This is a genomic window from Nocardia jejuensis NBRC 103114, assembly GCF_001613145.1.
Lineage (GTDB): Bacteria > Actinomycetota > Actinomycetes > Mycobacteriales > Mycobacteriaceae > Nocardia > Nocardia jejuensis.
This window is the reverse complement of sequence record NZ_BDBU01000012.1, coordinates 58,171-61,990: the sequence shown is the minus strand read 5'-3', so window position 1 is coordinate 61,990 and position 3,820 is coordinate 58,171. Positions and strand designations below refer to the sequence as shown.

2 protein-coding genes are annotated in these 3,820 nt (G+C 65.8%); both read right to left on the bottom strand.

All coding sequences use genetic code 11. The features are described 5' to 3' along the window. Nucleotides 1–23 precede the first annotated feature (23 nt). Nucleotides 24–1,364 carry a MupA/Atu3671 family FMN-dependent luciferase-like monooxygenase gene (locus NJ1_RS09250; RefSeq protein ID WP_067690372.1) on the bottom strand — a complete coding sequence of 447 codons (1,341 nt, stop codon included), beginning with the start codon at nucleotides 1,362–1,364 and terminating at the stop codon, nucleotides 24–26. Continuing rightward, entirely contained in the window at nucleotides 1,361–3,055 is a 1,695-nt protein-coding gene (locus NJ1_RS09245; RefSeq protein ID WP_067690367.1) for a fatty acyl-AMP ligase, read from the bottom strand. The genes NJ1_RS09250 and NJ1_RS09245 overlap by 4 nt, the downstream gene beginning before the upstream one ends. Between the last annotated feature and the right edge of the window lie 765 nt (nucleotides 3,056–3,820).

Below are 3,820 nucleotides of genomic sequence, written 5' to 3'. Positions count from 1 at the left end.
CTCGCCTCCTGAAAATCCGAAGCTCAAAGAGAACGGGCTTTGTCCGCAAGGGTGGCCAGCGATCGCAGACCGTCGAGCACGGTCGGCGCGGCCACTCCGAAGTCGATCAGGCAGGCGATCTCGTCAGCGCCCGCGCGGTGCAGGCTCTCGACCATCGAGAGCGCGGAATCGGGGGTGCCGAACAGTCCGCTGCTGCGGTAGTACCGTTCGAAGGCGAAGTCCAGCACCTTGTTTCGTGACCTCTCGTCCAATTCGTCGAGAGACTCGGCGCCTCGGCGCCACAGGTCGACCGAATCGGCGAGGTAGCTCTTGAACGGCTCGTGCACCGTCCGGCGCACCGAGGTGTCGTCGTCTCCGACGAAGGTGTGCAGCATGACCGTGACTCGTCCGGCCTCCGCGCCGTGGCCGTGGCGGGCGCGCGCCTTGCGATAGGCGGTGATCTTGTCCGCCAGCTCGTCCACGGTCTGAAACAGCAGGGCGGTCAGCACATTCGCGCCGAGCTCGCCCGCCATCTCGAAGCGTTCGATACCGCCGCTGCAGGTCACCCAGGTGACCAGGTCCGGCTGGATCGGGGTGGGGAAAATCTGTACCGAACGCGATTCGCCCACCCCGTTCGGCAGCGAGATGGACTCGCCGCGCCACAGCTGCTGAACACTCTGCATTCCGGATCGCATGACCTCGACCCTGGCCTCGTAATTGTGCTGCGCCAGGACGAAATCGTCGGGGTTCCACCCCGTGGCGAACGCGACGTCCACCCGGCCGTCGGAGAGATTGTCGACCACCGACCAGTCCTCGGCGACTCGCACCGGATTGTGCAGCGGCAGAACCACGCTGCCCGCTCTGATCCGCACCCGCTGCGTGATCGTCGCCAGTGCCGCCGCGAGGACGGCCGGATTCGGGTACAGCCCGCCGAACTTGTGGAAGTGGCGCTCGGGCAACCAGATCGAGCTGAAGCCGTGGGTGTCGGCGAAGCGCGCGCTGTCGAGCAGCAGCTGATAGCGCTGGGACTCGCTGTGCTGGGCGTCGCTGGCGAAGAAGAACAGGCCGAACTCGATGCCGCCGCCGATCCGGTGCGACGGCGTGCTCGGCGCGGCGGCCCTGCCGGGGAGGTCGGCGCCGGGTTCGCGATGCCGGGCGACCGCCTCGACCAGGTCGGCGACGCACAGGCCGCCGTAGATGTCCTCGGCCGATACCTCGATGCCGAATCGGTCCTCGAGGATCGTCAACAGCTCGGCGGCCCTGACCGAATCGAGCCCGAGTGCCGTGAGCGGGGTGCGTGGGTCGACCGAATCGAGCCCCAGCCGCCCTCTCGCCCATTCCATGAAGAACTCGGTGATTTCCGAGTCGTCCTGCGGTTCGCTCATATTGCCCTCGATTCGAATTCGTTGGCGTACAAGTCACGGAGGTGCGATCGGCGGATCTTGCCGCTGGTTGTCTTCAGCACTTTGCCCTTGCCCACGAATATCACTCGATGCAGCGATACGGCGTGCTCCCGGCTGATGACGGATTTGATCGAACCTTCCAGGGCCGCAGTGTCTTCGGTGCAGTCGTCGTCGAGTTCCTGAACGACGATCAACCGTTCTTCGCCGTCTATGTCGACCGACAGCGCGGCACAGCCGCCACGGCGCAGGTTCGGATGGGTGGATTCGATGCTCCACTCGATATCCTGGGGGAACAGATTGCGCCCGTTGATGATCATGACTTCTTTGAGGCGCCCGCAGATGAACAGATGCCCGTCGACGGTGAATCCGAGATCGCCGGTGCGCAGGTAGGGGGTTCCGCTCTCGTCCGCGATTTCCGCCGAGACCGTTCGCTCGCTCTCCTCGGGCTTGTTCCAATAGCCCGAGGCGACACTGCCTCCGGACAACCAGATCTCACCGACCCGCCCCGGCTCCGATCGTCGCAGCGTCTCGGGATCGACGATCGCCGCGGTACCCGCCCGCACCGGCCCGTAATCGACCAGTTCGCGGCCGTTCGCCTGCTCCGTGACGAAGCCCTTCTCCAGTTCCTCGCTCGCGAAGGAACTCGTGCGCACCCCGGCGCCGACGGGTCCGCCGCTGACATACAGGGTGGCCTCGGCGAGTCCGTAGCCGGGGAAGAAACTTTCCCGACGGAATCCGCTCGCGGCGAATTTGTCGGCAAAGGTATCCAGGACAACGGGATTGACCGGTTCGGCGCCGACGAACGCGATATTCCATTGCGACAGATCGAGCTGTTCGGCATCGGCGGTCGAGACCCGCTCGGCGCACAGGCCGTATGCCAGATTCGGCCCGCCCGCGGTGGTGTTCGCGTTCTCCGATATCGCACGCAACCAGACGATCGGATTCCGCAGGAACGTCATCGGCGCCATGAGCGTCACGGGATATCCGACGAAGGGCGGGGAGAGAATTCCCATGATCAGGCCCATGTCGTGCGACGGCGGCAGCCAGTGGACGGCCGAGGTCCGCTCGGTGTGCCCGAGGGCGATCCGCAGGCACTCGAGGTTGTGCACGAGATTGCGATGGCGCACCACAACGCCTTTCGGGTTTCCGGTGGAACCCGAGGTGTACTGCAGGTGCGCGATATCGTCGGCCGAGGGGAGCGGGGTGTCCAGTAGTTGCAGGGAACCGCCGTCTCCGGTCGCCGCGCTGTCGATGATCTTCTCGTCCGGCCAACCGAGCAAGTCCCGGGCAACCGGTGCGGCGGACTGGGGCGCGATGACGGCCACGGCGCCGCTGTCGTGCGCGATCGCGGCCACGGTGTCGGAATGTCGTTGCGAGGTAGGCACGAACAGTGGTACCGCGACGCGTCGAGTCAGCAGGCAGGCCAGGAAGGCGTGCACCATGTCGAGGCCCGGTGGGCACAGCAGCAGGACGCGATCGCCCGGCTGGCTGATTTCCCGCACTCGGCTCGCCACGTCGATGACACGGTCCAGCAGGAGTGCGTAGTCCTCGACGTCGCGGTTCCCGCGAGCGTCGAGGAACGTGTAGGCGATGTGCCCCGGTTGCTCGGCGGCGCGGCGCACGAGGATGTCCGCCAGGGTCGCCGCACGCCCCGAATCTCGTTCGTTGTTCATCGACCTTCGACCTCCCAAGTCAGCTTCAGCCACACTGGACGAACGATTTCGGGCATGCGGAAAGACGTCCGGCAGCGGTGCGGAACCACTCCGTGCGCAGGACACCTCGGCAGGATCGGATCGATCGGCCGAGCGGCGCTCGGAGTCCGCGTACCCGGGACTCGGCGACCAGAGCGTCGGCGATACGTCGAGCATCTCCGTCATCACGCCGGTCGGCTCGTGAATGCTACAACCCGGAACCTCGAAAGCGCTTACACCAGTGCGGGTTAGGCGCGTCGCATGCGCTCGGGTCCCGCGCCGCGCGGCAGGGCACAGGGCATGTCGAACCGACGCCTGTCACTGCTCCTTCCGTGCCGGCGCGCAATGGCAGTCGTAGAGGATTCCTCCTGGTCCGTTATCGCGAATTGGTTCGGCACCGCGAGGGTCGCGGATGGGTCGAGAATTCGGTCGAATCCGAAACGTTGCGGAGTGCGGCGTCGAGGGCGCCCGCTGTGCTCGATGCCCGCGCGGCCGGAGTCTCGGCCGAGTTGCCGGACCCGCTGCTGTCGATTTGCGGGCAACCCGTGCGGGGTTCCTCGATCGCTACGACGGAGGGTTCGGCCCGGGCGGGGATAGGGGTGTGCTCGCGGGCGAGCGAAGGCTGCCGAATCCGTATTCACGGGTAGTTTGCTGGATCAGACCCGCAGGTGAGCCTATTGACCTTGTCGCGATCGCGATGTTAATCATGTGATTAACATTCGCTCTACGGGTGTGCGCGGCAAGCTC

What these genes read in the sequence shown, in the direction of transcription:
- NJ1_RS09250 (WP_067690372.1), bottom strand. Translation starts at nt 1,364, where the DNA reads ATGAGCGAACCGCAGGACGACTCGGAAATCACCGAGTTCTTCATGGAA.
- NJ1_RS09245 (WP_067690367.1), bottom strand. Translation starts at nt 3,055, where the DNA reads ATGAACAACGAACGAGATTCGGGGCGTGCGGCGACCCTGGCGGACATC.